General features: G+C 70.7%; 27 protein-coding genes and 1 pseudogene. 24 read left to right on the top strand and 4 right to left on the bottom strand.

Going from position 1 to position 25,596, the window contains the following annotated elements; all coding sequences use genetic code 11:
* Positions 1 to 318: 318 nt before the first annotated feature.
* Positions 319 to 393, top strand: a pseudogene (locus RMN98_RS21040) (multicopper oxidase domain-containing protein); the annotation flags it as partial.
* 185 nt (positions 394 to 578) lie between these two features.
* Here the strand turns inward: RMN98_RS21040 and RMN98_RS10705 are convergent.
* Positions 579 to 1,451, bottom strand: coding sequence for a sulfotransferase (locus tag RMN98_RS10705; protein WP_309648801.1), 873 nt, complete (start codon positions 1,449 to 1,451; stop codon positions 579 to 581).
* A 146-nt stretch (positions 1,452 to 1,597) separates the two neighbouring features.
* On the opposite strand from RMN98_RS10705, the gene thrS reads away from it, so the two are divergent.
* The 7 genes from thrS to RMN98_RS10670 all read left to right on the top strand — a co-directional run bounded on the left by thrS (position 1,598) and on the right by RMN98_RS10670 (position 9,143).
* On the top strand, positions 1,598 to 3,586 hold the full coding sequence (gene thrS, locus RMN98_RS10700) for a threonine--tRNA ligase (RefSeq protein ID WP_397209356.1): 1,989 nt from the start codon (positions 1,598 to 1,600) through the stop codon (positions 3,584 to 3,586).
* Between the two features lie 59 nt (positions 3,587 to 3,645).
* On the top strand, positions 3,646 to 4,116 hold the full coding sequence (locus RMN98_RS10695) for a PPOX class F420-dependent oxidoreductase (protein ID WP_309648800.1): 471 nt from the start codon (positions 3,646 to 3,648) through the stop codon (positions 4,114 to 4,116).
* A gap of 1 nt (position 4,117) precedes the next feature.
* Positions 4,118 to 5,086, top strand: coding sequence for a hypothetical protein (locus RMN98_RS10690; protein ID WP_309648799.1), 969 nt, complete (start codon positions 4,118 to 4,120; stop codon positions 5,084 to 5,086).
* 92 nt (positions 5,087 to 5,178) lie between these two features.
* Entirely contained in the window at positions 5,179 to 6,138 is a 960-nt protein-coding gene (locus RMN98_RS10685) for a diiron oxygenase (protein WP_309648798.1), read from the top strand.
* Between the two features lie 4 nt (positions 6,139 to 6,142).
* The gene (locus RMN98_RS10680) at positions 6,143 to 7,861 is read left to right on the top strand and encodes an FAD-dependent oxidoreductase (protein ID WP_309648797.1); all 1,719 of its coding nucleotides are present in this window, start codon (positions 6,143 to 6,145) and stop codon (positions 7,859 to 7,861) included.
* Positions 7,862 to 7,881: 20 nt separating this feature from the next.
* Positions 7,882 to 8,595, top strand: coding sequence for a TetR/AcrR family transcriptional regulator (locus RMN98_RS10675; protein ID WP_309648796.1), 714 nt, complete (start codon positions 7,882 to 7,884; stop codon positions 8,593 to 8,595).
* A complete protein-coding gene (locus RMN98_RS10670) occupies positions 8,592 to 9,143 on the top strand; it encodes an HIT domain-containing protein (protein WP_309648795.1) in 552 nt (183 codons plus the stop codon). The genes RMN98_RS10675 and RMN98_RS10670 overlap by 4 nt, the downstream gene beginning before the upstream one ends.
* Before the next feature lie 6 nt (positions 9,144 to 9,149).
* On the opposite strand, the gene RMN98_RS10665 is transcribed toward RMN98_RS10670, so the two are convergent.
* From RMN98_RS10665 to RMN98_RS10655, 3 genes are read right to left on the bottom strand one after another with little or no spacing between them, the layout of a single operon-like run.
* On the bottom strand, positions 9,150 to 9,773 hold the full coding sequence (locus RMN98_RS10665; protein WP_309648794.1) for a hypothetical protein: 624 nt from the start codon (positions 9,771 to 9,773) through the stop codon (positions 9,150 to 9,152).
* 35 nt (positions 9,774 to 9,808) lie between these two features.
* Positions 9,809 to 10,936, bottom strand: a complete 1,128-nt coding sequence (locus RMN98_RS10660) for a N(5)-(carboxyethyl)ornithine synthase (protein WP_309648793.1) — start codon at positions 10,934 to 10,936, stop codon at positions 9,809 to 9,811.
* Between the two features lie 44 nt (positions 10,937 to 10,980).
* Positions 10,981 to 11,118 carry a hypothetical protein gene (locus RMN98_RS10655; protein ID WP_309648792.1) on the bottom strand — a complete coding sequence of 46 codons (138 nt, stop codon included), beginning with the start codon at positions 11,116 to 11,118 and terminating at the stop codon, positions 10,981 to 10,983.
* Positions 11,119 to 11,216: 98 nt separating this feature from the next.
* Between RMN98_RS10655 and pgsA the strand changes: the two genes are divergently transcribed.
* The 16 genes from pgsA (at position 11,217) to RMN98_RS10575 (ending at position 25,416) form a co-directional block, all read left to right on the top strand.
* Entirely contained in the window at positions 11,217 to 11,885 is a 669-nt protein-coding gene (gene pgsA, locus RMN98_RS10650) for a phosphatidylinositol phosphate synthase (protein ID WP_309648791.1), read from the top strand.
* An 18-nt stretch (positions 11,886 to 11,903) separates the two neighbouring features.
* Positions 11,904 to 12,821 carry a pyridoxal 5'-phosphate synthase lyase subunit PdxS gene (gene pdxS, locus RMN98_RS10645; RefSeq protein ID WP_309648790.1) on the top strand — a complete coding sequence of 306 codons (918 nt, stop codon included), beginning with the start codon at positions 11,904 to 11,906 and terminating at the stop codon, positions 12,819 to 12,821.
* A gap of 157 nt (positions 12,822 to 12,978) precedes the next feature.
* Positions 12,979 to 13,551, top strand: a complete 573-nt coding sequence (locus RMN98_RS10640; protein WP_309648789.1) for an alternate-type signal peptide domain-containing protein — start codon at positions 12,979 to 12,981, stop codon at positions 13,549 to 13,551.
* Positions 13,552 to 13,580: 29 nt separating this feature from the next.
* Positions 13,581 to 14,249 (top strand): signal peptidase I, encoded by a 669-nt coding sequence (locus RMN98_RS10635; RefSeq protein ID WP_309648788.1) that lies wholly within the window; start codon positions 13,581 to 13,583, stop codon positions 14,247 to 14,249.
* The gene (locus tag RMN98_RS10630) at positions 14,242 to 14,886 is read left to right on the top strand and encodes a TasA family protein (RefSeq protein ID WP_309648787.1); all 645 of its coding nucleotides are present in this window, start codon (positions 14,242 to 14,244) and stop codon (positions 14,884 to 14,886) included. Before RMN98_RS10635 ends, RMN98_RS10630 begins: the two co-directional genes overlap by 8 nt.
* Complete coding sequence (locus RMN98_RS10625) at positions 14,883 to 15,914, top strand: signal peptidase I (RefSeq protein WP_309648786.1); 1,032 nt, start codon at positions 14,883 to 14,885, stop codon at positions 15,912 to 15,914. Before RMN98_RS10630 ends, RMN98_RS10625 begins: the two co-directional genes overlap by 4 nt.
* Positions 15,915 to 16,164: 250 nt before the next feature.
* Complete coding sequence (locus RMN98_RS10620) at positions 16,165 to 17,664, top strand: carboxylesterase family protein (protein ID WP_309648785.1); 1,500 nt, start codon at positions 16,165 to 16,167, stop codon at positions 17,662 to 17,664.
* 9 nt (positions 17,665 to 17,673) lie between these two features.
* Positions 17,674 to 18,303, top strand: coding sequence for a pyridoxal 5'-phosphate synthase glutaminase subunit PdxT (gene pdxT, locus RMN98_RS10615; protein WP_309648784.1), 630 nt, complete (start codon positions 17,674 to 17,676; stop codon positions 18,301 to 18,303).
* A gap of 21 nt (positions 18,304 to 18,324) precedes the next feature.
* Entirely contained in the window at positions 18,325 to 19,089 is a 765-nt protein-coding gene (locus tag RMN98_RS10610) for a YebC/PmpR family DNA-binding transcriptional regulator (protein WP_309648783.1), read from the top strand.
* A 102-nt stretch (positions 19,090 to 19,191) separates the two neighbouring features.
* Entirely contained in the window at positions 19,192 to 19,734 is a 543-nt protein-coding gene (gene ruvC, locus RMN98_RS10605) for a crossover junction endodeoxyribonuclease RuvC (protein ID WP_309648803.1), read from the top strand.
* Entirely contained in the window at positions 19,731 to 20,327 is a 597-nt protein-coding gene (gene ruvA, locus RMN98_RS10600) for a Holliday junction branch migration protein RuvA (protein WP_309648782.1), read from the top strand. Before ruvC ends, ruvA begins: the two co-directional genes overlap by 4 nt.
* A 25-nt stretch (positions 20,328 to 20,352) precedes the next feature.
* Positions 20,353 to 21,408 carry a Holliday junction branch migration DNA helicase RuvB gene (gene ruvB, locus RMN98_RS10595; protein WP_309648802.1) on the top strand — a complete coding sequence of 352 codons (1,056 nt, stop codon included), beginning with the start codon at positions 20,353 to 20,355 and terminating at the stop codon, positions 21,406 to 21,408.
* Positions 21,409 to 21,513: 105 nt separating this feature from the next.
* Positions 21,514 to 21,807 carry a preprotein translocase subunit YajC gene (gene yajC / locus RMN98_RS10590; protein WP_309648781.1) on the top strand — a complete coding sequence of 98 codons (294 nt, stop codon included), beginning with the start codon at positions 21,514 to 21,516 and terminating at the stop codon, positions 21,805 to 21,807.
* A 1-nt stretch (position 21,808) separates the two neighbouring features.
* The gene (gene secD, locus RMN98_RS10585; RefSeq protein ID WP_309648780.1) at positions 21,809 to 23,611 is read left to right on the top strand and encodes a protein translocase subunit SecD; all 1,803 of its coding nucleotides are present in this window, start codon (positions 21,809 to 21,811) and stop codon (positions 23,609 to 23,611) included.
* A complete protein-coding gene (secF, locus tag RMN98_RS10580) occupies positions 23,611 to 24,852 on the top strand; it encodes a protein translocase subunit SecF (RefSeq protein ID WP_309648779.1) in 1,242 nt (413 codons plus the stop codon). Before secD ends, secF begins: the two co-directional genes overlap by 1 nt.
* 21 nt (positions 24,853 to 24,873) lie before the next feature.
* Complete coding sequence (locus RMN98_RS10575; RefSeq protein WP_309648778.1) at positions 24,874 to 25,416, top strand: adenine phosphoribosyltransferase; 543 nt, start codon at positions 24,874 to 24,876, stop codon at positions 25,414 to 25,416.
* The last annotated feature ends 180 nt before the right edge of the window (positions 25,417 to 25,596 follow it).

The raw sequence follows: 25,596 nt of genomic DNA, 5'->3' as shown, positions 1-25,596 counted from the left end.
ATTCCTGACATTTATTTGGTGTTTCCTTAAGAAGTACAATCTTCTGGGACTTCTCCTCGCGTCCCGTAGGACGCACGCACCACCTCCGGCGGCGCGTTGTATTCTTAGAAGTAGAAATTAATTAACGTAACTACTTCTTTTGGGTGTCTTCTTAACTTTCAACCGGCGAAGCCGGTCACTGAGCGAAGCGAAGTGCTTCCAACATGCAAACTTTTGCCTGCTAGGTTTTTAAGGCAGCACTTTCTCTAGTGAGGTGGTTCCTCAAACCGCTATAACGGCAAGTGGAATCTCGTTGTCTCAGCACGCTCTACAGAATGGACGTGGCTGTTCCACTGCCACGTGAATGACCACATTGCAGCGGGAATGCTGGCCCGCTATCGCGTGGTGAGCTGAGCGTCGCAGATCCCATGAACGCCTTGATGACGTCGTGGCCGTGGCCCGCGAGGGCCACGCGCCCTCGTCGCAGACAACAACGGACAGCGGGATCCCAGACGGCTTGCTGGCGCACGGGATGAAGCAGGCCGGACCGCGGACGGCAGGCGTTCCGGTCCGACCGACCCGCGGTCCCCCACCGAGCCTCAGGCGTCCGGGGCCAGCACGTGGCGGCTGCTGGGCCACAGGTCACGCAGCGCGACCTCGGGGAAGCGCTGCTGCACCGCGACGTAGACCTCGCGGTAGTGCTCGGCGACCAGCTGCACGGTGCTCTCCGGGACGACGTCGGTCGTGGGGGAGGCATGGACGCGCTTGTCGACGTCGGGGGCCACGAAGTCGATGCCCGCCTGCTCGCAGAGCCGGCGGGTCGTCGCCTCGGTGAAGAGCTGCTCGTAGAAGCCGTGGAACACCTCGTCGGGCGCGAAGACCTCGTCGAGCGTGGCGAGGGTCTGGTCGTAGCGGGTGCGCCGCGCATAGGCGGGCGTGGCGTGGTGCTCGAGCAGGAAGGCGGCGGACTCCTGTGAGGCCGCCGCGTGCTCGTCGTACAAGCGGGCGTGCATGCGCACCTGCGACCAGATCCGCTCGACGGGGTCGCGCATCAGGAACACCGGCAGCGTCCGCACGCCGCGCGCGGCGAAGCCGTCGCGGATCGAGCGGAAGCGGTCGGCCGAGAGCATCCCGTAGGCCGGGGTCATGTCGGCGACGAGGCGGGTCTCGGGGGAGCGGTGCAGCAGGCCGGTGAAGTAGTCCACGTAGAGCTCGGGGTCGAGGTACATGCTGAGCCGGTGCGACGCCCTCGCGGCCGACCGGTCACCCGGCGACGGGTCGGCGCTCGCCGCCTGGGCCTTGGCGAGCAGCCGGTTGCGCACGCCCTGCTCCGAGGGGAGGTCGAGGGCGTCGAAGACGTGGTACTCCTTGCGATAGCCGTGGGCGAACGACGGCGACCCCATGAGGTAGTCGTAGAGCCAGGTCGTCCCGCCCTTCTGGCAGCCCACGCCGAGGAGGAACGTCTTGGTCACGCGCCGACCCTAGGGCACGGGTCGGCGGCGGGTAGCGGCCTCGCTCAAGGCGCAAGGACGCCCCAGGAAAATCCATGGCCCGGGATCGATACGATCGACGGGTCGGGGCCATCCACCCCGGCCACAGCAACCAAGGGAGTCCCACCGTGTCCGAGATCAAGGTCGTCCGCATCCACGCCGGTGAGCGTGAGGAGCGGACCACCACGACGGGCACCAAGGCCTGGGAGCTCTTCGCCAGTGAGCCGGAGATCATCGCTGCCCGGATCGGTGACCAGCTTTCCGACCTGTCCTACGAGCTGGCCGACGGCGACGAGGTCGCCGGGGTCGCGATCGACAGCCAGGACGGGCTCGACATCCTGCGCCACTCGACCGCGCACGTCATGGCCCAGGCCGTCCAGGAGATCTTCCCCGACGCCAAGCTCGGAATCGGACCGCCGGTGGAGAACGGCTTCTACTACGACTTCGACGTCGAGGTCCCCTTCACCCCTGCGGACCTCGAGAAGATCGAGACCCGGATGCGCAAGATCATCAAGGAGGGGCAGCGCTTCTCCCGACGGGTCACCACCGACGGCGACGCCCTCACCGAGCTCCAGGACGAGCCCTACAAGATCGAGCTGATCGGGCTCAAGGGGTCGGGCACGTCGGAGGGTGCCGCCGAGGGTGCGAGTGTCGAGGTCGGCGCGGGCGAGCTCACCATCTACGACAACGTGCGCCGCAACGGCGAGGTCGCGTGGAGCGACCTGTGCCGCGGCCCGCACCTGCCCACCACCAAGCGCATCCCGGCCTTCAAGCTGATGCGCTCCGCCGCGGCCTACTGGCGCGGCGACGAGAAGAACAAGATGCTCCAGCGCCTCTACGGCACCGCGTGGCCCTCCAAGGAGGAGCTCGAGGCGCACCTGCACCGCATCGAGGAGGCCGAGCGTCGCGACCACCGCAAGCTCGGCCGCGAGCTCGACCTCTTCAGCTTCCCCGACGAGATCGGCTCCGGCCTGGTGGTCTTCCACCCCAAGGGCGGCGTCATCAAGCGGGTCATGGAGGACTACGTCCGCCAGCGCCACATCGAGGAGGGCTTCGACTACGTCGGGACCCCCCACATCTCCAAGGAGGGGCTGTTCCACACCTCGGGGCACCTGCCCTACTACGCGGACACCATGTTCCCGCCGATGGAGTTCGAGGGCGCCAACTACTACCTCAAGGCCATGAACTGCCCGATGCACAACCTGATCTTCTCCTCGCGCGGGCGGTCCTACCGTGAGCTGCCGCTGCGGTTCTTCGAGTTCGGCTCGGTCTACCGCTACGAGAAGTCCGGTGTCATCCACGGCCTGACCCGCGTGCGCGGGTTGACCCAGGACGACTCGCACTCCTACGTCACCCCCGAGCAGGCGCCGGCCGAGATCAAGCACCTGCTCGACTTCGTGCTGGGGCTGCTCAAGGACTTCGGGCTCGACGACTTCTACCTCGAGCTGTCGACCCGTGACGACTCCAAGCCCGACAAGTTCGTCGGCTCCGACGAGGACTGGGCCACCGCGACGTCGGTGCTCGAGCAGGCGGCCATCGAGTCCGGCCTCGAGCTCGTGCCCGACCCGGGCGGCGCGGCGTTCTACGGCCCCAAGATCTCCGTGCAGTGTCGCGACGCCATCGGGCGCACCTGGCAGATGTCGACGATCCAGTACGACTTCAACCAGCCCAAGGGCTTCGACCTGCAGTTCAACGCCTCCGACGGCTCGCGCCAGCAGCCGGTGATGATCCACTCGGCGAAGTTCGGCTCGCTCGAGCGGTTCTTCGGCGTGCTGGTCGAGCACTACGCCGGTGCTTTCCCCCCCTGGCTCGCGCCGGTCCAGGTGCAGGCGATCCCGGTCGCCGAGTTCGCCGCGGACTACCTCCACGACGTGGCGCGCCGGATGAAGGCCCAGGGCCTGCGCGTCGAGGTCGACGACTCGGATGACCGGATGCAGAAGAAGATCCGCAACGCGCAGCTTCAGAAGGTGCCGTTCATGATCATCGCCGGCGCCGACGACATCGAGGCCGGAGCCGTCTCCTTCCGCTACCGCGACGGTCACCAGGAGAACGGCGTGCCGATCGACGACGCCATCGCCCGGGTCGCCGCAGCGGTCGCGACGCGCGAGCAGGTCTAGGTCGCGACGGGGCTCGACCAACGGCCCCCACCTCACCACCGGTGTGGTGAGGTGGGGGCATGGCACGGACTATCGCGACCACGACCGACGTCGAGCTCGAGCAGCTGCTGGAGTTCGTCCGACCCCGCCACCAGATGGTGCTCATCACCGAGCGCAAGGACGGCCAGCCGCAGTCCTCGCCGGTGACCGGTGGCGTCGACGACGAGGGTCGGATCGTCATCTCCACCTACCCGGAGCGGGCCAAGGCAGCCAACGCGCGTCGCACCGGCAAGGCGACGGTGCTGGTGCTCTCGGACGAGTTCAACGACGCCTGGGTGCAGGTCGAGGGCAGCTGCGAGGTCATCGACATGCCCGCGGCCGTCGAGCCGCTGGTCGACTACTTCCGCAGCATCTCGGGGGAGCACCCCGACTGGGACGAGTACCGCCAGGCGATGCGCGACCAGGGCAAGTCGCTGATCCGCGTCACGCCCGAGCGCTGGTCGCCCGTCGCGACCGGCGGCTTCCCGGCACGTCTCGTCGACCAGGACTGACGTGCGCCGGGCCCTGCTGAGCCTCGCCGCACTGGTGGGCGCGGCCGTCCTGGCCGGGTGCGGCGGCACGGCAGGGTCGGGGGACGCCGAGGGCCCCGCGACGAGCGCGGCGAGCGAGCCGCCCGCGCCGCAGCCGGCCTCGCGCAAGCCCGTGCCGAAGCCGTCGCCCACGCCGCGCAACGAGCTGGCCGACCTCGCCGAGCAGGCCGCGACCGCCGTACCCCTGCCGGAGATCGCGCCCGAGTCCGGTCCCGTCCTCGGGGGCGACATCAGCTGGCCGCAGTGCCCCGTCGGGATGGGCATCCCGCAGAAGCGCACGCTCGGCCTGCCGTTGCCGATACCGGAGGCGCGCTACGTCGTCATCGGGCTCACCAACGGCCCCGGCTTCTACGCCAACCCCTGCCTGGGTGAGCAGGTCGCCTGGGCGCGCGAGAACGACGTGCTCGTCTCGGCCTACGCCGTCGCGAGCTATCCCGAGGCGCCCGAGCTGCGACGCTTCGCCACCGAGGGCCCGTACGACGGGTCCGACGGCCTGGGTGCGCTGCGCAACGTCGGCTACCAGCAGGCCCGCTTCAACATCGCCTCGATGCAGACCGCGGGCTTCGAGACGCCGATCGTCTGGATCGACGTGGAGCCCGTGCCGGACTTCGAGTGGAGCAGCGACCCGGTCGCCAACGGCGCGGTGGTCGAGGGGCTGGCGCGGGGCTACCGCGACGCGGGCTACGACATCGGCGTCTACTCCACGCCCTACCTGTGGGAGGGCGTCGTCGGCGACCTCGCCCTCGGGGTGCCCGAGTGGCGCGCGGCCGGGCAGACCTCGCGGGAGGAGGCGCTGGGGCGCTGCGGGGCCGACTGGGTGATCCAGGGCGGGGAGGCGGTGATGGGGCAGTGGGTCGAGGCCGGTCGCGACCAGAACGTCACGTGCCCGGGCATCTCCGCCGACCTCGGACGGTGGTTCCACCGGTATTAATGCGACGCCATGTCGCGCTAACCCTTTACATGTGACGCGCTGTCGCACTAACCTCTTGCCGTTGACCAACCAACGGTGAGAGGTGAACGCACATGACTGCTGTGCAGAGCTACCAGGACACGCTCCAGACCCTGTCGGAGGCGTCGGTGCACCAGCACTTCGACGCCTTCCTCGACATCGACTGGGACAACCCGGCCTACGCGATCGACCCGCACGACGAGCGTTGGATCCTCCCGGAGGCGGACGTGCTCGGGCGCCACGCGTGGTATCGGGGGCTGCCGCGAGACGAGCAGATCCGCATCGGTCTCTACCGTCAGGCGCAGATCTGCAAGGTGGGCCTGCAGTTCGAGCAGATCCTCATCGCCGGGTTGATGAACTTCTCCTTCAACCTGCCCAACGGCTCGCCGGAGTTCCGCTACTCCACGCACGAGGCGACCGAGGAGTGCCACCACACCCAGATGTTCCAGGAGTTCGTCAACCGGTCGGGCCAGGACGTGGGCGGCGGCTCGCGGCTCTTCCGCTTCCTGGCGCCGTTCCTCCCGCTGGCCGCCAAGTGGCTGCCGTTCGGCTTCTTCTTCGGCGTCCTCGCCGGCGAGGAGCCGATCGACCACGTGCAGAAGACGGTCCTGCGCGCCGGCGACGACATGCACCCGCTGCTGCAGCGGATCATGCAGATCCACGTCGCGGAGGAGGCGCGCCACATCGGCTTCGCCCACCAGTACCTCGAGCACCAGGCCCCCAAGCTCGGTCGCGTCGACCGCGCGATCCTCTCGGTCGCCGTGCCGCTGATCATGCGCTGGCTCTGCGACGAGATCCTCAAGCCCACCGCGAAGGCCCGCAAGGACATGGGCATCCCGCGCAGCGTGGTCAAGGACATCTACTGGGACCTGCCCGAGTCCCGCAAGATGCTGCGCGACCTCTTCGGCGACGTGCGGATGCTGGCCGAGGACACCGGGATGATGAACCCGGTCTCGCGCCGCGTGTGGGCGCTCATGCGCATCGACGGCCGCTCCTCGCGCTTCCGCAGCGAGCCGGCCTCGGCCGCGGCCTGAGTCCGTGCCCTACGTCGTCACGCAGTCGTGCTGCGCCGACGCCTCGTGCGTCGTCGCCTGCCCGGTCAACTGCATCCACCCGGCGCCGGGTGAGCCCGGTTTCGCCGAGGCCGAGATGTTGTACGTCGACGCCAACTCCTGCGTGGACTGCGGTGCCTGCGCGACGGCGTGCCCGGCCGACGCGGTCGTGCCCCACACGGCGCTGAGCGAGGCGCAGCTGCCCTTCCTCAAGCTCAACGCCGACTACTACGAGGTGTTCCCACACACCGGTCGGGCGCCCCTCGCCATCGTGCCGCCCCAGCGCCGGCTCACCCGACCCGGGCCCTTCCGGGTCGCCGTGGTCGGCGCCGGGCCGGCCGGTCTCTACACCGCCGACGAGCTGCTGAAGCACCCCGAGGTCAGCGTCGACGTCTACGACCGGCTGCCCACGCCCTACGGTCTGGTCCGTGCCGGGGTCGCCCCCGACCACCAGCACACCAAGCAGGTCGACCAGCTCTTCCGCGCGATCGAGCAGCAGCCCGGCTTCCGCTACTTCCTCGGCGTCGAGGTCGGCCGCGACCTCAGCCTGGAGGAGCTCAGTGCTCAGTACGACGGCGTGGTCTACGCCGTCGGCGCGTCCTCGGACCGCTCGCTCGGCATCGAGGGCGAGGAGCTCACCGGCTCGGTCTCCGCCACCGACGTGGTCGGCTGGTACAACGGCCACCCCGACAAGCAGGACCTCGACCTCGGTCTCGACCGGCCCGACCGCATGGCCTCGGGACGCGTGGTGATCGTCGGCAACGGCAACGTCGCCCTCGACGTGGCCCGCATCCTCACCGCCGACCCCGCCGAGCTCGAGCGCACCGACATCGCCGCCGTGCCGTGGTCGATCCTGCACCGCAGCCGCGTGCGCGAGGTCGTCGTGCTCGGGCGCCGTGGTGCGGCCCAGGCCGCGTTCACCGTGCCCGAGCTGATCGGGCTCGTGGGGCTGCGCGGGGTCAACGTGACCGTGACCGGGCTGGCTCCCGAGGAGGCCGACGCGGGAGCCGGCACCGTTGCCGGCGACGAGCGGAGCCGACTGCTCGCCGAGCTGGCGGCCCGCCCGCAGCGGCCCGGCCTGCCCACGATCGAGCTGCGCTTCCTCACCTCACCCACCCGCATCGTCGGCGACGAGCACGGGGTCACCGGGGTCGAGGTCGTGACCAACCGGCTCGAGCCCGACGCCCACGGTGAGCTGCGCGCCGTACCCACGGGGGAGCGTCAGGTCCTCGAGACCAACCTGGTGCTGCGCTCGGTGGGCTACCGCGGCGAGCCCGTCGCCGACCTGCCCCACGACCCCGCGACCGGCGTGGTGCCGAGCGACCGGGGGCGCGTGCGGCCGGGGGTCTACGTCGTCGGGTGGGCCAAGCGCGGCCCCAGCGGCTTCATCGGGACCAACAAGACCTGCGCCCAGGAGACCGTCACCCGGATCCTCGACGACCTCGACTCCGGCGCGACCGTGACGCCGGTCGGGACGCGCGCGTCCATCGCCGAGGTCGTGCGCGGACGCTGCCCCGACGTGGTCGACGTCGCGGGCTGGCAGGCCATCGACGCGGAGGAGCGGCGCCGCGGTGCCGGCCGCGGTCGCGCCCGCGCCAAGATCGTCGACGTCGAGGAGATGGTGCGCGTCGCGCGCCAGGGTGCTCGTCGTCCGGCCCGTCGCCGTTACCCTTCAGCCAAGGAGTGGTTCGAGAAGCGGAGTTGAGCTGGGTGGTCGGCGCAAGGGTGGACGGACGTCAGGCGCGCTGGGACCGGCACAACGAGCAGCGCCGCCAGCAGATCCTCGACGCCGCGATCGCGGTCGTGGAGGCCGCCGAGCCTGGCGCGGAGTTCCACGTCCAGCAGATCGCCGACGAGGCCGGGCTCAACCGCACGGTCGTCTACCGCCACTTCTCCGACCGCGCCGACCTCGACCGGGCGATCCAGGCCGAGATCCTGGTGCACGTCACCGCCCTGCTGGTGCCGCAGGTCAGCCTCGACGGCACGGTCAACGAGATCATCCACCGGATCATCTCGACCTACGTCGACTGGGCCGTCGAGCACCCGGCCCTGCACCGGCTCGCTGAGTACGACTCCACGGGCGGCCCCGGCCCGCTCCAGAACGGCATCCACCAGGTCGCGGGCGTGCTCGTCGAGATCCTCGAGACGGCCGTGACCATGCTCGACGTGCAGCTCGACGACGGGGAGAAGGCGGCCATCGACCCGCTGGCCTACGCCCTGGTGGGTGCGGTCTTCGGCGCCGTACGACGGTGGGCCTCGCGCGAGCAGCGGGAGCCCTCGGCCGCCCAGCTCTCCGACATCCTCAGCCGCTCGGTGTGGCACCTGCTCGACGGCCACGCCCGACGTCTCGGCCTCGACCTCGACCCGGACCTGCCGATCGAGGAGCTCTTCGGGCTCTCGGGGTCGGCCGACGAGGGACCCGAGGTGGCGCAGGCGTGAGTGACGAGACCGTGCCCGGGCTGCAGCAGGACGGCGTCGGCGAGCCCGACGACCTCGACCGGCTCTGGACCCCACACCGGCTGGCCTACATCCGCGGTGAGAACAAGCCGGCCGACGCCACGTCGGGGGAGTGCCCCTTCTGCCGGATCCCGTCACTGGACGACGCCGCGGGGCTGGTCGTGCGTCGCGGGCGCCTCGCCTTCGCCGTGCTCAACCTCTACCCCTACGCGCCGGGGCACCTGATGGTCTGCCCCTACCGCCACCTCGCCGACTACGCCGAGACCACCGACGAGGAGGCCGCCGAGATCGCCGACCTCACCCGTCAGGCGATGCGCGTCATCCGCTCGGTCTCCGGCGCGGGCGGCTTCAACATCGGGATGAACCAGGGCGCCGTCGCCGGCGCCGGCATCGCAGCCCACCTGCACCAGCACGTCGTGCCCCGTTGGACCGGCGACCAGAACTTCATGCCGATCATCGGTCGCACCAAGACGCTCCCCGAGCTCCTCACCGACACCCGGTCGCTGCTCGCAGACGCCTGGGACCGCTGACGTCCCTCAGTCGGCGGCGGGCTGCGCCACGAACGTCACGATCAGCGTGACCTCGGCGTCCTCACCGCGGACCTCGAGGTAGTGGCCGAACTGGTAGCCGTCGGACTCGGTGTTGGGCCACGATCCGAACGTGGTCGTGGAGGTGGTGCCCGTGGCCTCCTCACGCACCTGCGCGAGCCGCGCCCCGCAGTCCTGGGTGGCCGCCTCGAGGGTGGGTGGCTCCTGGTCCTCGAAGGCCTCCAGCGGCTCACCGGGCAGGTCGGGGCCGACCTCGACGAGCCAGGCCGCGGCCTCGGCGCACCACGTGGCGTCCTCTCCGTCGGGGACCGGCGCCGACCAGGTCGTGACGTAGGACTCGGGGACGTCGGCGGGGGAGACCGGCACCCACACGCCGGCGCCCGTCTTGCGGGGAGCCCCGGCCCCGTCGTCGAAGTCGAGCAGGCCGTCGCCGCCCGGGGTCCAGTCCGGTCCGGGCGGTGCGATCGCCGAGACCGCGTCGAGGGCGGCGTCGGAGTCCGGCTCGGCGGAGCAGCCCCCGAGCAGTCCCGCGGTGAGCGCGGTGACGGCGGTGACGGCGGTGACGCGGAGCAGGGACAGGTGGTGGCCCGAGACAGGCGTGCGCTTCCTCACGAGCGCACCCTGCCACATCGGGCCGGGCTCGGCGGTCAGGCCAGGATCGGCTCGTACGGCGAGGTCGACTCACGTCCCTGGAAGGCGAGGATCGCCGGGTTGACGATCGCGCCCTCGCGGATCTCGATGGCGCGGTGGATGGTCTCGTCGGCGTCCCACGCGGCCGGACCCTCGAGCACGGTGCGGATGAACGGCACCGTCGCCGAGCTGTTGTCCCACGTCGCCGAGCCCCAGAGGTAGGACGGGCTGTGGTCGACGGCGTAGTAGCTGACCTGGCCGTGCTCGCCCACCGGGAACGTCGGCTCGTCGAACCCCGTGGGCCTGGCCCACTCGAAGCCCATGCCGAGGTCGCAGGACACGTCCACGACGAGGCTGCCGCGGCGGAACGCCTCGAGATCGGTGGTCTGCAGGTAGGTCAGCGGTGCCGCCGTGTCCTGCAGGGTGCAGTTGACGATGATGTCGTTCTCGGCGAGGTACGCCGCCAGCGGCTCGCGACCGCGCTCGGTGATCACGCTCATGGCCAGTCCGTCGGCGTCGTGGTCGATCGTGCGGATCCGCACCGAGTGGATCGGTGAGGCCACCGCGGTGACCTGCCGCGTCGTCAGGACCGCGACCTCGTGCACGCCGTGCGCGTTGAGCGCCGTGACCGCGCCACGTGCCGTCGCGCCGAAGCCGATGACGATCGCGCTCAACCGTCGTCCGTAGTCCCCGGTGATCCCGGCCAGCTGCATGGCCTGCAGGACCGAGCAGTAGCCGGCGAGCTCGTTGTTCTTGTGGAAGACGTGCAGGCCCACCGAGCCGTCACGGGTCCAGTGGTTCATCGCCTCGAAGGCGATGAGGGTCAGGCGCCGGTCGATCGCCGCTTGGGTGACCGCGGTGTCCTGGACGCAGTGCGGCCAGCCCCACAGCACCTGGCCGGGGGACAGCGCCTCGACGTCGGCGAGCTGCGGCTTGGGCAGCAGCACGACGTCGGAGCCGGCCAGCAGCTCGTCGCGTGGCAGGAAGCCGGCGACGACGTCGGCGAGCTCGCGGTCGTCGTACCCGAAGCGGGTGCCGTAACCGGTCTCGAGGGTGATGCGGGCGCGCACGTCGGCGTCGAGTCCCGCGAGGTGCTCGGGGTGGAGCGGGAGCCGACGCTCGTTCTCCTTCGCCGAGGTCCCCACCACCCCCAGGCTCAGGAGCGGCCCCGGGTGTGGCACCGGGGTGCTCAGCGCTTCTTCTCGGTGAGCTTCTCCATGGAGCCGGACCCGGAGCCGTTGGCCGAGTCGCGCTTCTCGGCGCGCTTCTCCTTGATGGACTTGCCGGTCTTCTTCGTCATTCCTTGTCGCGGCGACTTGTCGCTCATGCGGGAATCTCTCGATATGGGTTGCCTGAGTGGCCCCTGTCGGTGACTGTACGCCTCCGGGTTGCGGCCCGGGGGCCGGCAGCGACTAGCCTCCGACCATGCTCGACAGGTTCAAGGGTTTCTGGCAGGGCGTCATGCTCGCGCCGTTCGTCAACCTCTTCATCAGGCTGGGCATCAGCCCGGACACCGTGACGTTCGTGGGGACGATCGGGGTCTCGGCCGGCGCGCTGGTCTTCTTCCCGATGGGCGAGCTGCTGATCGGTGTGCTGGTGATCACCGCTTTCGTCTTCAGCGACCTCGTCGACGGCCAGATGGCTCGTCAGATGGGCCGCAGCTCGAAGTTCGGTGCGTTCTGGGACTCCACGCTCGACCGGATCGGCGACGGCGCGATCTTCGGCGGCCTGGCGCTCTACTTCGCCGGTCCCGGCGACTACTACCTCTACCTCTGCCTCACGCTCTACTGCCTCGTCATGGGGTCCGTGACCTCCTACTCGCGGGCTCGCGCCGAGTCGCTGGGCATGGACGCCAAGGGCGGTCTGGCCGAGCGCGCCGACCGGCTGGTGGCGATCCTGGTCATGACCGGGTTGGGCGCGATCCTCAACCTGCCGATCCTGATGTACCTCACGCTGTGGGTCCTCGCGTTCGCCAACACCTACACCGTGATCTTCCGGGTGATGAAGGTCCGCCGCCAGGCCTTGGCCGCGGATGCCCTGGTCCAGTCCGGGGGGTCGGGCGACGACGGTCCCGAAGCGGCTCCCGCTACGTGACCGCCGTACAATTCAGGCATGTCTGAGACCTCACCCTCCACTGCTGACAACGGCTCCACCACCGGCACCTCGCGCGTGAAGCGAGGCATGGCCGAGATGCTCAAGGGCGGCGTGATCATGGACGTCGTCACGGCCGAGCAGGCCAAGATCGCGGAGGACGCCGGCGCGGTCGCCGTCATGGCCCTCGAGCGGGTCCCGGCCGACATCCGCGCCCAGGGCGGCGTGTCGCGGATGAGCGACCCCGACATGATCGACTCGATCATCGAGGCCGTCTCGATCCCGGTCATGGCCAAGGCCCGCATCGGCCACTTCGCCGAGGCCCAGGTGCTCCAGAGCCTCGGTGTCGACTACATCGACGAGTCCGAGGTGCTGACCCCGGCCGACTACACCAACCACATCGACAAGTGGAAGTTCACCGCACCCTTCGTGTGCGGCGCGACCAACCTCGGTGAGGCGCTGCGTCGCATCAACGAGGGCGCGGCGATGATCCGCTCCAAGGGCGAGGCCGGCACGGGCGACGTCTCCAACGCGGTCATGCACATGCGCACCATCGGTGCCGAGCTGCGCCGCCTGTCCTCGATGGAGCACGACGAGCTCTACGTCGCGGCCAAGGAGCTGCAGGCCCCCTACGACCTGGTCGTCGAGGTCGCCGAGCGCGGCAAGCTCCCGGTCGTGCTGTTCACCGCCGGTGGCATCGCGACCCCGGCCGACGCGGCGATGATGATGCAGCTCGGCGCCGAGGGCGTCTTCGTGGGCTCGGGGATCTTCAAGTCCGGCAACCCCGCCGAGCGTGCCGAGGCCATCGTCAAGGCCACCACGTTCTACGACGACCCCGACGTCGTCGCCAAGGTCTCGCGCGGCCTGGGCGAGGCCATGGTGGGCATCAACGTCGACGAGATCCCGCAGCCCCACCGCCTCGCCGAGCGCGGCTGGTAGCTCTTCTGGGCTCGTCCCGCCAGCACCCCGTGGTCATCCGTGACCACGGGGTGCTGGCGATTTCGGGGCCGAAATCCCTCATGTGACGCGCGCAGCTGCCGTTGTCCCAGGGGAGGGCGAGGGGGGACCACGTGCCTCGACGATCCTGGGAGGGACCATGCACAAGACCACGAAGGGTGCACTGGCAGCGGCCGCTGCGGTCGCCCTGCTGACCGGGGGTGCCGGGACGCTCGCGTTCTGGACCGACGGCGACACGATCACCACGCCCGACCTCACCTCAGGCGGCCTCGACATCGCCGTCGACGCCTGCCCCGACTGGACGTTGGACGGCGACGGCGGCGCGGGTGGGCTCCTCGGTGCCCGGGAGATCGTGCCGGGAGACACGCTGACTCGCACCTGCACCTACGACATCGTCGCCGAGGGCGACCACTTCGAGGCCACGCTCGACGTTGACCAGGACCTGCTCACCCTCGACGACAACGGTCTCGAGGACGAGCTGGTCCTCGACACGACGTTCACCCTCGACGGTGCACCGGTCGGGCTTCCCCCGGTGGTGGCTGAACCTGTCGCCGCCGGTGTTCCCGAGACGTTCTACGACGGCACCTACACGCTCACGGCGGTCTTCACCGCGGACTTCCCCTACGGCGTCGAGGACAACGACTCCCAGGACCTGACGGTGAACCTCGAGAACATCGCGGTCACGCTCACCCAGACCGACAACCACCCCTGAGCTGAGGCCTGACCGGACGAGGACCTGACATGAGGCACGCACCGCAGCACGAGGCGGCCCCGCAGCGCGCGGGTCGTCGGCGGCTGCGTCGCGTGCTCGCCTGGACCGTCATCCTCCTGGGCGTCGGCCTCGTCGTGCTCACGGTCGTGGTGCCCCGGGTCGCCGGCGCGACGCCCTATGTCGTGCTGACCGGCTCCATGGCCCCCCACCTGCCCCCGGGCACGCTGGTCGTCGTCCGGCCGGTCGACGCCTCCGACGTGCGGACGGGGGACGTCGTGACCTACCAGGTGCGCTCGGGCGAGCCCGTGGTCGTCACCCACCGTGTGGTCGGGAAGGGTGTCGGAGCCGGTGGTGAGGTGGTGCTGCGCACGCGCGGCGACGCCAACGGGGCCGCCGACGAGCTCTGGGTGCGACCGGTCCAGCTCCGCGGTGAGGTCTGGTACGACGTGCCGCACATCGGTCGGGTCAGCAACCTGCTCTCGGTCGCCCAGCGCAACCAGGGCGCCCGGCTGGTCGGGCTCGGGCTCCTGGGTTATGCCGCGTTCCAGCTGCTCGGTGCGTGGCGTGCGCGACGGGGGCGTGTGGCGCCACCTGCTGCCCGGGTCGACGCCGCTGGTCCGGCTGGTCCGGCTGGTCCGGCTGCTCCGGCTGCTCCGGCTGGTCCGGTCGCTCCGGATCGGCGGGGCGTCCATGTCTAGCCACGCGGCCCGCCGCGCCCCCCGGCCCGGCCGCGCGCCCCGTCGTACGGCGTCGTCGGGGTCCGCGCGCCTGCGGGCGCTGCTCGGGCTCGGGCTGGTCGGCGTCCTCGGGACGACGGGCACCTTCGCCTTCTGGACCGACGACGTCGTCATCGCCGGGACCACGTTCACCGCCGGGACCCTCGACCTCCAGGTCAACAACACCGACGTCTCGGTGAGCACCACGACGCTCGGGATGTCGGTGATGGTCCCCGGCAACACCTCGGCCGAGGTGCTCACGCTCAAGAACAACGGGACCGCGCCGCTGAAGTGGACGATGGTCGGGGGGCTGACCGGCGGTGACGCAGCAGCCTTCAACACCGCCGGCTCGTTGAAGCTGACCGTGTCGGCCGGAGGCACCAGGTCGGGCAGCGGCAACAGCGCCACCTGCACCGGCGGCAGCACCCTCGTCAACGCGGTCGCGCTGACCGCCACCCCGTCGACCGCGCTCGTGTCGACGCGCCAGGGCCCGTTGGTGGCCGCGGGCACGCAGACCCTCTGCTTCCAGGTCACCTTCGACGGCGCTGCCCCGACCAGCCTGCAGGGGAAGACGACCAACGCGACGTTCACCGTCACCGGCACCTCGGACGTCTCGTGAGTCCCCGGCTGGCGCGCGGGGTCCGCGAGCTGGTGCTGACGGTCGGCGCACTACTGGGCTCGCTCGGGCTGCTCGTGGTGCTGGGCGGCCTCGTGCTCGACGTGCGTCCCCTCGTCTTCCGGTCCGGCTCCATGGCGCCGGCCATCGACACCGGCGCCCTGGCTCTGGTCCGCTCCGTCCCCGCCGCCGACCTGCGGGTCGGGGACGTCGTGTCCGTCGTGGACACCGGCGGCACGCGGGTCACCCACCGGGTCGTGAGCCTCTCCTCCCAGGGGGAGCAGCGGCAGCTGACCCTGCGCGGCGACGCCAACCGCTCGGCGGACCGTGAGGTCCACACCGTCAGCGAGGCTGACCGGCTGATCGCCAGCGTGCCGTGGCTCGGCTACGTGATCGGCTGGATGTCGGGGCGGCTCGGCACGCTGCTGCTCGGCGTCTACGGCGCGTTCCTGGCCTCCGTGCTCCTCCGCGGCCGCGCTGACAGCCCGCCGTCCCCGCCACGTCCACCACCGACGCGTGCGAGGCGCCGGGCCGCACCGGCCTCCGCCGGTCGACACGCGTCCCGGGTGCTCGCGATGGCGGTCGTCGGCGCTGCGGCGTTGTTGCCGTCTCCTGTGTCGGCGGCTCCGTGGACCGATGGCGTGGTCGTCTCGGGGACCGGCCTTGCCGCGCACACGGTCGCGGCACCTGACAGCACGACGTGCTCCATCTCGAGCCCGAGCGCGACGATCACCTGGCCGGAGAAGAGCAGTCTCTACGACTACGAGGTGGTGCTGAGACGAGCCGACAACTCCGTCGTCTCCACGCGGCAGGTCACGGGCTCCGCGGTCTCGACGACCTACACCGCGACGGCGGACTTCGGCTTCGGCGGGCTCGCCCTGGGCACCTACGACTTCAAGGTCGAGATCCGCTCCTACCTCTCATCGGCCACGTCCTGGCGCGGGTCGGGGACGCTCCTCGCCAACCAGCAGATCCGGATCTCCGTCGTCCTGGTGCTCGTCCCGGTGCTGGGCTCGATCAGCTGCGTGTGAGGGAGCCGCCGGGTCTACGCAGCACGCCGCGACGTCACCCCTCTGCCCGGGCGCCCGCTCCATCAAGGTACGTCGACGACACGCCACTCCCCACGGCGTGCACCCCGTGGTGAGTGGCGTGTCGCCGTGGGAAGTGACCCGCCGGCCGTCCGCTCGACCGTGGGAGGTGGCGCTTCGTCTGCATACCTTGATGAAGCGGCACCCACCCAGAACCGCCCCCCACCACCCCACCCCCGACTAGGTTCACCGCGTGGGACGTCGACGAGGGGTGCTCGCCGCAGCTGCGGCCATGCTCGCGCTCACGGGCTGCAGCCTGCTCGACGAACCCGTGCAGCCGACCCCTCGGCCGGGCGGGTCCGCGCTGGTCGTCGAGACCGGGGCCGGCCTCCTCGAGGGGCTCGACCACGAGAGCGTGCGGTCGTGGCGCGGCATCCCCTACGCCGCACCGCCCGTGGGCGACCTGCGCTGGCGGGCGCCGCAGGCGGCAGTGCCGTGGGCCGGGGTGCGGGCCGCGACCGACTTCGGCGCGGACTGCCTGCACGCCCCCTCCACCACCACGCATCCCTCCAGCGAGGACTGCCTCTTCCTCAACGTCGAGCGGCCCGTGGAGGCGGACGGGGACCTGCCGGTGCTGGTGTGGATCCACGGAGGTGGGTTCGTCATGGGCTCGGGGCGCACCGAGGCCGCCGACGGCGCGGCGTTCGTCCGCCGTGGCGTCGTGCTGGTCACGCTCAACTACCGGCTCGGCCGCCTGGGGTTCCTCGCCCACCCCGCCCTCGAGCCCGAGTCCGCCAACGCCGGGCTGCTCGACCAGGTGGCCGCGCTGGAGTGGGTCCAGGACAACATCGCCGACTTCGGCGGCGACCCCGACCGCGTGACCGTGGGCGGGGGTTCCGCCGGAGGGCTCTCGGTCAACACCCTGATGGCGTCGCCGATGACCGACGGCCTGTTCGCCCAGGCGATCTCCCAGTCGGGCCTGGGACGCGAGCCGACGCAGAGCCTCGCCACGGCGACCGCCGAGGGTCGACGTCTGGCCACGGAGGCCGGTGCCCTCGACGCCGTGGCGCTGCGCTCGCTCGACGCGACCGCGGTCATGAGGTGGCGCCTCGACGTCTTCGCCGGCCAGGTGCCGGTCGTCGACGGCGCCCTCGTGACCGCGCCGGTGGCGGAGGTCTTCGAGGCAGCCGAGGAGCAGGCCGTGCCCTACCTCGTCGGCAGCACCGACCTCGACCTCGAGGCCGACCTCCTCGAGCCGCTGGGCCTCGCCGACGACGCCCGCGCGCTCCTGAGCGCCGCCGGCGAGCGGAGCCTGGTGCGCGCCTACACCACCCCCGACGCCGTACGACGGCACCTGATGGCCGACGCCGTCTTCACCGAGCCTGCCAGGTTCCTCGCCGAGTCGCATGCTGCTCGCGCGCCGACGTGGCGCTACCGCTTCGAGGTCGTCACCCCGGAGGCGTTCGCCCGGGTCGGGGGAGCGCCCCACGCCAGCGAGCTGCCCTACGTCTTCGACGGGGTGCTGCCCCTGGGGGCGGAGCAGGACGCACCCGGGATGGCCGACGTCGTCAGCGACTACTGGGCGTCGTTCGTCACCACCGGAGACCCCGCCCACGTCGGTGCCGAGCAATGGCCCACCGCCGAGGACGGGGCGCTGCTCCGGTTGACCAACGCCGGGGCGGTGACCGAGCCGGTCGACCCGTGGCAACGGCGTCTGGATGCCGTGCGTCGGGCCGCCGAGGGGCGCTCCTAAACTAGGGGGGTGACCGCACCCACCATCGGCGTCTTCGCCCTCCAGGGCGACGTGCGCGAGCACCTGCGGATGCTCGAGTCGCTCGGCGTCGAGGCGATCGGCGTGCGTCGGCCGGCCGAGCTCGACGCCGTCGACGGGCTCGTCGTCCCCGGCGGCGAGTCGACCACGATGGCCAAGCTGGCGCGCACCTTTGAGCTGCTGGACCCTCTGCGTGACCGGATCAAGCGCGGCATGCCGACCTTCGGGACCTGTGCGGGCATGATCCTGCTCGCGGACCGCATCGAGGACGGCGCGGTCGGCCAGGAGACCCTCGGAGGGCTCGACATCACCGTGCGGCGCAACGCCTTCGGTCGCCAGGTCGACTCCTTCGAGGGGGAGCTCTCCATCAGCGGTGTCGACGGACCGGTGCACGCCGTCTTCATCCGCGCACCCTGGGTCGAGTCGGTCGGACCGGGCGTCGAGGTCCTCGGGCAGGTCGAGGTGGCCGAGGGCGCGAGTAGGATCGTCGCGGTCCGGCAGGGGCCACTGATGGCGACGTCGTTCCACCCGGAGGTCGGTGGCGACACGCGGATCCACCAGCTCTTCGTCGACCTCGTGCGCGACCACACTGCCGGCACCACCACGAACAGCACCTCCTGAGTCGAAGAAGAAGAGGGACGCATGTCTGGCCACTCCAAATGGGCGACCACCAAGCACAAGAAGGCGATCGTCGACGCCAAGCGCGGCAAGATGTTCGCCAAGCTCATCAAGAACATCGAGGTCGCGGCCCGCATGGGCGGCGGTGACATCACGGGCAACCCGACGCTCTACGACGCCATCCAGAAGGCCAAGAAGTCCTCGGTCCCCAACGACAACATCGACCGCGCGGTCAAGCGCGGCTCCGGTGCGGAGACGGGTGGCGCCGACTACCAGACGATCATGTACGAGGGCTACGGCCCCTCCGGTGTCGCGATGCTCATCGAGTGCCTCACGGACAACAAGAACCGTGCCGCCATGGAGGTCCGGACCGCGATGAGCCGCAACGGCGGCTCGCTGGCCGACCCCGGCTCGGTCTCGTTCCTCTTCAACCGCAAGGGCGTCGTCGTGGTGCCGCGGTCGCAGGAGGGCAAGGAGATCAGCGAGGACGACCTGCTCGAGGCGACCCTCGAGGCCGGCGCCGACGACGTCAACGACCTCGGGGAGGCCTTCGAGCTGATCTCGGAGGCCACCGACCTGGTCGGCGTGCGCACCGCGCTCCAGGCGGCGGGCATCGACTACGACTCCGCCGACGCCTCCTTCGTGCCGGACATGCAGGTCGAGCTCGACGCCCAGGCCGCCGGCAAGATGTTTCGCCTGGTCGACGTGCTGGAGGACCTCGACGACGTGCAGAACATCTTCGCCAACTTCGACGTCTCCGACGAGGTCATGGCCGAGCTCGACGACTGACCGGGCGTGTCGCGGGCCTGCGGGTCCCGCAGGCCGGATAGCGTGGACCTCCGAACAGGTGTTCGGACGAGAGGCGTTGCCATGACCGGCTTGATGCGCGTGCTGGGGATCGACCCCGGACTGACCCGCATGGGCATGGGCGTCGTCGAGGGCATGGTGGGTCGTCCGCTGACCCTCATCGACGTCAACGTCATCCGCACCACCAGCACCCTCCCGATCGCCGAGCGGCTGGTCACGATCGAGCGCGGCATCGACGCCTGGCTCGATGAGCACCAGCCCGATGCGGTGGCTGTGGAGCGGGTCTTCGCCCGCTCCGACGTCAGCACGATCATGGGCACCGCACAGGCCAGCGGCATCGCTCTGGTGTGCGCGGCCCGCCGCGGACTGCCGGTCGCCCTGCACACGCCCAGCGAGGTCAAGGCGGCCGTCTCCGGCAACGGTCGCGCCGACAAGGCCCAGGTCGGTGCCATGGTGACGCGGATCCTGCGCCTCGATGCGCCCCCCAAGCCGGCCGACGCCGCCGACGCCCTCGCGTTGGCGATCACCCACATCTGGCGCGGTGGCGCGCAGGCCCGCATCGACGCGGCGCTCGCGGCCTCGCGTCGTACGACGTCCGCCCGCACCGACTCCAGGAGCAGAGCATGATCGCGTTCGTGCGTGGCGAGGTCGCCGCGCTGACCCTCACCAGTGCTGTCCTCGAGGTCGGGGGAGTCGGCCTCGAGCTGTTGTGCACCCCCGGCACGCTCGCGACGCTGCGACCGGGTCACCTCGCGACCCTGCCCACCAGCATGGTCGTGCGCGAGGACTCGCTGACCCTCTTCGGCTTCGTGGACGACGACGAGAAGGCCGCCTTCGAGCTGGTGCAGACCGCCTCCGGCGTCGGTCCCAAGCTCGCCCAGGCGATGCTCGCGGTGCTGAGCCCCGACGACCTGCGCCGGGCTGTGGCCTCCGACGACGTCAAGACCCTCACCCGGGTCCCCGGCATCGGCCAGAAGGGCGCCCAGCGCATCATCTTGGAGCTCAAGGACCGCATCGGCCTGCCCGTCGGTGGGCGCAGCAACGCCCCCGTCTCGGCGATCCCGGTGTGGCGCGACCAGGTCACCCAGGGCCTGCTCGGGCTCGGCTGGTCGACCAAGGACGCCGACAACGCCGTCGAGAGCGTGGCGCCCCAGGCCGGCGACAGCCCCGATGTGGGTGCGCTGCTGCGCGCTGCCCTCCGCTCGCTGAGCAAGGCCTGAGCCGGTGCACGAGGACGACCTGGACATGGTCGAGGAGCAGCACCTGCGCTCGCTGACCGACGCGGAGGCCGAGGGGGACGAGCGCGCCATCGAGGCCGCGCTGCGCCCACGCTCCCTCGACGAGGTCGTCGGGCAGACCCGGGTGCGCGAGCAGCTCGGCCTGGTCCTCGAGGCCGCCCGGCGCCGAGGACGGGCACCCGACCACGTCCTGCTCTCCGGGCCGCCGGGTCTGGGCAAGACGACGCTGGCGATGATCATCGCCCACGAGATGTCGACGCCCCTGCGCCTCACGAGCGGTCCGGCGATCACCCACGCGGGCGACCTCGCCGCGATCCTGTCCGGCATGAACGACGGCGACGTGCTGTTCGTCGACGAGATCCACCGCATGTCCCGCCCGGCCGAGGAGATGCTCTACATGGCCATGGAGGACTTCCGGGTCGACGTGATCATCGGCAAGGGACCCGGTGCTACGGCCATCCCGCTGGAGATCCCGCCGTTCACGCTCGTCGGGGCGACCACCCGTGCCGGGCTGCTGCCCGGGCCGCTGCGCGACCGCTTCGGGTTCACCGCCCACCTCGAGTTCTACGAGGCCCACGAGCTCGACCGGATCGTGCACCGCTCGGCCGGGCTGCTCGGCGTCGAGCTGACCGAGGAGGGCTCCGCCGAGATCGCCTCGCGCTCCCGTGGCACCCCCCGCATCGCCAACCGGCTCCTGCGCCGGGTCCGCGACTTCGCCCAGGTGCGGGCCGATGGCGTGGTCAGCCGTGACATCGCCCAGGCTGCCCTCGAGCTCTACGAGGTCGACGAGCTCGGCCTCGACCGCCTCGACCGCGCCGTCCTCGACGTGCTGTGCCGCCGCTTCGGTGGGGGACCGGTCGGCATCTCCACCCTCGCCGTGGCCGTCGGTGAGGAGCGCGAGACCGTCGAGGAGGTCGCCGAGCCCTTCCTCGTGCGCAACGGCTTCCTCGCCCGCACCCCCCGTGGGCGGGTGGCGACCGCCGGTGCATGGCGCCACCTCGGCCTGGTGCCGCCCGAGTCGAGCCTGGCGACGGACGCCGAAGCCACGCTGTTCGAGGACTGATTCGTCGCACGACGGACCCTCGCGGTTAGACTCTCCCGTCGCGGTCGGTCTACCCCCCTCGGGGTGTGCGTCGCGCCCCCCATCAGTCACGTGGAAGGTCATGTTGTGCCCCCAGAGCTTGTCCAGCTCTTGCCGCTCGTCGGCATCGCCCTCCTCTTCTGGCTCCTGGTCATCCGACCGGCCTCCCGACGCTCGCGGGAACTCTCGCGCATGCAGGGCGCGTTGTCCGTGGGGGACGAGGTCATGCTCACCTCCGGTGTGTTCGGCACGCTGCGCGAGCTGAACGACGACCGCGTGGGAGTCGAGATCGCTCCGGGCGTGGTCATCCACGTCGCCCGTGGCGCCGTCGGCACCGTCGTACAACCGCAGCTCGGCGAGACCGAGCCGGAGGAGAACTGACATGGCACGCAAGACCGCCCGCCCCGGGCGCACCCTGCTGGTGTTCCTCATGGGCGTGGCCATCTCCTACGGGCTGGTGGCCCTCTCCGGGACCTGGAAGCCCGAGCTCGGCCTCGACCTCCAGGGCGGCACCCGCATCACGCTGACCGCAGTCGGCAGCCCCAGCTCGGGCAGCCTCGACGAGGCACGCAAGATCATCGACCAGCGCGTCAACGGCTCCGGCGTCGTCGAGGCCGAGGTCACCACGCAGAGCGGCCGCTTCATCGTCGCCGAGATCCCCGGTGACAGTCGCCGCGACCTGATCGACACCGTCCAGCGCCAGGCGCAGCTGCGCTTCCGCCTGGTCGCGTGCTCCGACTTCGCGCCCTGCGGCACCGGCACGGTCGACCCCAACCAGCAGTTCGACCCCAACCAGTTCATCCCGCAGGAGGGTGCCACGGGCGGGGCGACCGGCGGAGCGGGCACCGGGGCCGGAAACGGGGCCGGCAACGGCACCGGCACGGCCAACCGCCCGCCCCTCGGCTACCTGACGAAGTCGGGCGAGACCACGTCCCCGACGCCGACCGAGGGCGCTTCCCCCAGCGACGCCCCCACCGACGCCCCCAGCGAGTCCGCGAGCACCGAGCCGTCCGGCTCGTCGTCGCCCTCGCCGACCGAGTCCGCGGCCGTCGTGCCCCAGGGTGACCCCGAGCTCGAGGCGGAGCGCCTCGACGAGGAGCTCGCCTGGATGAACAACCCCGACCAGGCCTCCATCGACGCCTTCAACGCCTTCCAGTGCCCGACCGACGGCTCGCCGCCGGTCGTCGTCGACGACCCCAACAAGCCGCTCATCACCTGCGAGCAGCCCGACGAGAACGGCCAGGTCGTCAAGTACCTGCTCTCCAAGAGCGTCATCGAGGGCACCGACCTCGACTCCGCCTCGGCCGGCATCCCGCAGAACGAGGTCAACTGGGTCGTCAACATCGACATCGGTGGTGTCGGTGAGGACGTGTTCTCGAAGGTGTCCAACACGCTCGTGTCCACGGGCCAGCAGTTCGCGATCGTCCTCGACGGGCAGGTCATCTCGGCCCCGACGATGAACGGCCGGATCCCCAACGGCCAGGCCGAGATCAGCGGCAACTTCAACGAGGAGTCGGCCAACAGCCTCGCCACGAGCCTGAAGTTCGGCGCCCTGCCGATCGCCTTCCAGGACGATGTCACGGTCGAGACCATCGGTCCCTCGCTCGCTGGCAACCAGCTGCAGGCCGGTCTCGTCGCCGGCGGCTTCGGTCTCGGGCTCGTGATGCTCTACTGCCTGCTCTACTACCGCGGCCTCGGCCTGGTGGTGCTGGGCTCGCTCGCGATCGCTGCCGTGATCACCTACTCGATGGTGCTGCTGCTCGGCGTCTCGGCCGGTTTCACGCTGACCCTGCCTGGCATCGCCGGCCTGATCATCGCGGTCGGCATCACGGCCGACTCCTTCATCATCTTCTTCGAGCGCATCCGTGACGAGATGCGTGAGGGCAAGACCATGCGCGTCGCTGTCGAGAGCGGATGGAAGCGGGCCAAGGTCACCCGTCTGGCCGCCAACGTGGTCTCGCTGCTGTCGGCGTTCGTGCTCTACTTCTTCGCAACGGGTGCGGTCAAGGGCTTCGGCTTCGCGCTCGGCCTGTCCACCCTGATCGACCTCGCGGTGCTCTTCTGGTTCACCAAGCCGTTGGTGTCGTGGCTGGGACAGTTCCGCTTCTTCAACGGCGGTGGTCGGTTCTCCGGCCTCAGCACCGAGACCCTGGGCATGGACGTCCGCGTGGAGGGGAGAGCCTGATGGGCAAGTTCTCACGGATCGGCAACGAGCTCTACGCGGGCCGACGCACGATCGACTTCGTCGGGCGCAAGGCGCTGTGGTACTCCATCTCGGGGTTCCTGGTCCTGGCCGCCATCGCGATCGTCTTCATCAAGCCGCTCAACTTCGGCATCGAGTTCACCGGCGGCACGCAGTACCGCGTGCCCGTGAGCACGTCGCTGGCCACGCAGGACACCGCTGACGCGCTCCGCGAGGCCGTCGCCGGCACCGGCGTCGAGGGCGCCGCGTCCCCGACCGCCACCACCGCGGGCGACGACTCGATCATCCTGCAGGTCGAGGACCTCGACCAGGCCGAGAGCGACCAGGTCGTCGCGGCCATGCAGACGGTCGTCGACTTCGACGTGGCCGACCTCTCGCAGGACGAGATCGGGGCGAGCTGGGGCCAGGAGGTCGCCCAGCGGGCCGGGATCGGTGTGCTGGTCTTCCTGGTGCTGGTCATGCTCTTCATCTGGGTCTACTTCCGCGAGTGGAAGATGTCGGTCGCCGCGTTCGTCGCCCTGGCGCACGACATCATGATCACCATCGGGATCTATGCCCTTTCCGGCTTCCAGGTCACGCCGTCGGCCGTGACGGGTCTGCTCGCGATCCTGGGCTTCTCCCTCTACGACACCGTCGTCGTCTTCGACAAGGTCCGGGAGAACACCCACGAGCGTCTCCAGAGCGGCCAGTCCTACAGCGACGCGGCCAACCTCGCCGTCAACCAGACCCTGGTCCGCTCGGTCAACACCGGCATCGTGGCACTCATCCCGATCGGCGCGATCCTCTACGTCAGCGCCGTCCAGCTCGGCGCGAGCTCGCTGCAGGACCTCGCGCTCGCGCAGTTCGTCGGGATGGCGGTCGGCGTCTACTCCTCGATCTTCCTCGCCCCGCGGGTGCTCGTGCACCTCAAGTCCGGCGAGAGCGAGATCGTCCTCCAGGAGCGCCGCGCCAAGGCCCGCGCCAAGGCGCAGGCCGATCGCTACGCCTCCGTCCCGGCGTTCGTCGAGGACATGCCGGTCGCGGCCGGACCCGACGACGAGGACGACGAGGACGACGAGCAGGACCGCCCGGTCAGCCGGGCCGCCGTGGCCCCGCCACGGCAGCCCGAGGCCAGCGACCGCGGTCGCGTGGCGCCGGCTGTTCGCGGCCCGGTCAAGCAGAGCAACGCGTCAGGTCGGGTCCAGCCCGTGCGACAGACGAAGTCCAAGCGCGGCAAGAAGTGAGCCCAGCCGGTGAGTGCTCCGGTGAGTGACGAGGCCCGGGAGGCGCTCGCCCGCCTGGTGGTCGACGTCGCGGACTTCCCCGAGCCCGGCATCGTCTTCAAGGACATCACGCCGCTGCTCGCGGACCCCTCCGGTTTCGCGGCGGTGGTCGCCGCCCTGGCAGCGGCCGGCCGTGACGCCGATGGTGCCGTGGTGGTCGACAAGGTGGTCGGCATGGAGGCGCGCGGCTTCATCTTCGCCGCCCCCGTCGCGATGGCGCTGGGCGTCGGCTTCGTGCCGGTGCGCAAGGCCGGCAAGCTCCCGCGGGCCACGCACGGCGTCTCCTACGCCCTTGAGTACGGCGAGGCGACGCTGGAGCTCCACGAGGACGCCATCGCCGCGGGTGACCGGGTGCTGGTCATCGACGACGTGCTGGCCACCGGCGGGACGGTTGCGGCGACCGTGCAGCTCATCGAGCGGTGCGGCGGATCGGCCACTGCGGCGGCCATGCTGATGGAGCTCTCGTTCCTTCCCGGCCGGGCCGCGATCGGCGGGCTTCCGCTGACCGCACTGATGGTCGTGTGAGCCGGACTAGACTCACCAGGTGACCGAGGAACGCACGGGCCCGCCGACGCGTGTCCGCGCGCCCGAAGCGGCCACGGCCGGCTCCGACCAGCAGCCCCCCTCCGCGCGCAGCATGCGCGCGCGGCTCGCCAGGATGGGCACGCGCGCCCAGACCGGCAACCCGGTGCTCGAGCCGCTCTT

The organism is Nocardioides sp., assembly GCF_031397825.1.
In the GTDB taxonomy this organism is placed as follows: Bacteria; Actinomycetota; Actinomycetes; order Propionibacteriales; family Nocardioidaceae; genus Nocardioides.
Note: the sequence above shows the minus strand (reverse complement) of the source record. Positions and strands in the feature narration are given on the sequence as shown.

Excerpts from the sequence above, each read along its gene's own strand:
- RMN98_RS10695 (WP_309648800.1), top strand. The coding sequence starts at position 3,646 with ATGGCACGGACTATCGCGACCACGACCGACGTCGAGCTCGAGCAGCTG.
- RMN98_RS10685 (WP_309648798.1), top strand. The coding sequence starts at position 5,179 with ATGACTGCTGTGCAGAGCTACCAGGACACGCTCCAGACCCTGTCGGAG.
- RMN98_RS10655 (WP_309648792.1), bottom strand. The coding sequence starts at position 11,118 with ATGAGCGACAAGTCGCCGCGACAAGGAATGACGAAGAAGACCGGCAAG.
- pgsA (WP_309648791.1), top strand. The coding sequence starts at position 11,217 with ATGCTCGACAGGTTCAAGGGTTTCTGGCAGGGCGTCATGCTCGCGCCG.
- pdxS (WP_309648790.1), top strand. The coding sequence starts at position 11,904 with ATGTCTGAGACCTCACCCTCCACTGCTGACAACGGCTCCACCACCGGC.
- RMN98_RS10640 (WP_309648789.1), top strand. The coding sequence starts at position 12,979 with ATGCACAAGACCACGAAGGGTGCACTGGCAGCGGCCGCTGCGGTCGCC.
- RMN98_RS10635 (WP_309648788.1), top strand. The coding sequence starts at position 13,581 with ATGAGGCACGCACCGCAGCACGAGGCGGCCCCGCAGCGCGCGGGTCGT.
- RMN98_RS10630 (WP_309648787.1), top strand. The coding sequence starts at position 14,242 with ATGTCTAGCCACGCGGCCCGCCGCGCCCCCCGGCCCGGCCGCGCGCCC.
- RMN98_RS10610 (WP_309648783.1), top strand. The coding sequence starts at position 18,325 with ATGTCTGGCCACTCCAAATGGGCGACCACCAAGCACAAGAAGGCGATC.
- ruvA (WP_309648782.1), top strand. The coding sequence starts at position 19,731 with ATGATCGCGTTCGTGCGTGGCGAGGTCGCCGCGCTGACCCTCACCAGT.
- ruvB (WP_309648802.1), top strand. The coding sequence starts at position 20,353 with ATGGTCGAGGAGCAGCACCTGCGCTCGCTGACCGACGCGGAGGCCGAG.
- secD (WP_309648780.1), top strand. The coding sequence starts at position 21,809 with ATGGCACGCAAGACCGCCCGCCCCGGGCGCACCCTGCTGGTGTTCCTC.
- secF (WP_309648779.1), top strand. The coding sequence starts at position 23,611 with ATGGGCAAGTTCTCACGGATCGGCAACGAGCTCTACGCGGGCCGACGC.